Raw genomic sequence first — 1,187 nt, 5'->3', positions numbered from 1 at the left:
CTGCGCCACATCGATCCCAAACAGTTTGACCGTCTCGAGTTTGACCCCGGCGAGGAAGCCCAGGTCGATTATGGCGAAGGCGCGCTGACCCGTGATCCGAAGAGCGGTCGTTACCGCCGGCCGCGCCTGTTCGTGATGACCCTGCGCTACTCGCGGCGCAGCTTCCGGCGCGTGGTCTGGAAGTCGAGCCAGCAGATCTGGGCACAGCTCCACGAAGAGGCTTTCCGGTATTTCGGCGGCGCCGTCGGCTATGTCGTGCTCGATAATCTCAAGGAAGGCGTCATCACGCCCGACCTGTACGAGCCCGAGCTCAACCGGCTCTACGGCGCGGTGCTCGCGCATTACGGCGTCGTCGCCGATCCGGCGCGGGTGCGGGACCCGAACCGCAAGGGGACCGTGGAGAACGCGATCCAGCACACCCAGGGCACCGCGCTCGCCGGGCGGCGCTTCGAGTCGCTCGAAGCTCAGAACAGGTTTCTGGAGCACTGGGAGGCGAACTGGGCTGCCAAACGCATCCACGGCAGCACAAGGCGTCAGGTCGAGGCCATGTTCCAGGAAGAGAAGCCGCATCTGCGGCCATTGCCTGCGACCGGCTTCCGTTACTTCTCCGAGCTCGTGCGCACCGTCTACGACGACACCACCGTGCGGGTGGACCACAGCGACTATGCCGCGCGCCCCGCGCCGATCGGCAGCCAGGTCGTGGTACGGCTCTACGACACGACGATCGAGATCCGCGACCGCAGCACCCAGGCGCTGCTGCGCGTTCATGCCCGCGCCGCACGGCCGGGTTCGCTCGAGCTGCCGGACAACGAGCGCCCGTTCAATCCATCCCGTCAGACCGCCTTCCTGCTGGCAAGCGCCGGCGACATCGGACCGCAAGCGAAGGCGCTCTGTCAGCACCTGTTCGACACCGAAGGCCGCGTCGGACAACGCGCGATGTGGGGCATTGTCGGACTGGCGAAGAAGTATCCCGCCCGGCTCGTCGAGCAGGCCTGCGATCACGCGGTGCGTCATCACATCCATCGCTACAAACTGGTGCGCGCCATCGTCGAGCGATTGTTCGAGCAGGCGGTCGAGCGCCTCGATCAAGCACCACAACTCACGCTGCCGCTGACGCAGGATCATCCACTGATCCGTCCCGCGGACGAATACGGCGAACTCTTTCGCCTCGGCGCCCAGAACCGTGC

General features: G+C 66.0%; 1 protein-coding gene. It reads left to right on the top strand.

The window, feature by feature from the left end:
* A partial coding sequence (istA, locus tag AC5ZG5_RS46195; RefSeq protein WP_496165568.1) for an IS21 family transposase occupies nucleotides 1-1,187 on the top strand: 1,187 nt, incomplete at both ends.

The sequence above is a fragment of the Bradyrhizobium sp. Ses1 genome (assembly GCF_059512365.1).
Note: the sequence above shows the minus strand (reverse complement) of the source record. Positions and strands in the feature narration are given on the sequence as shown.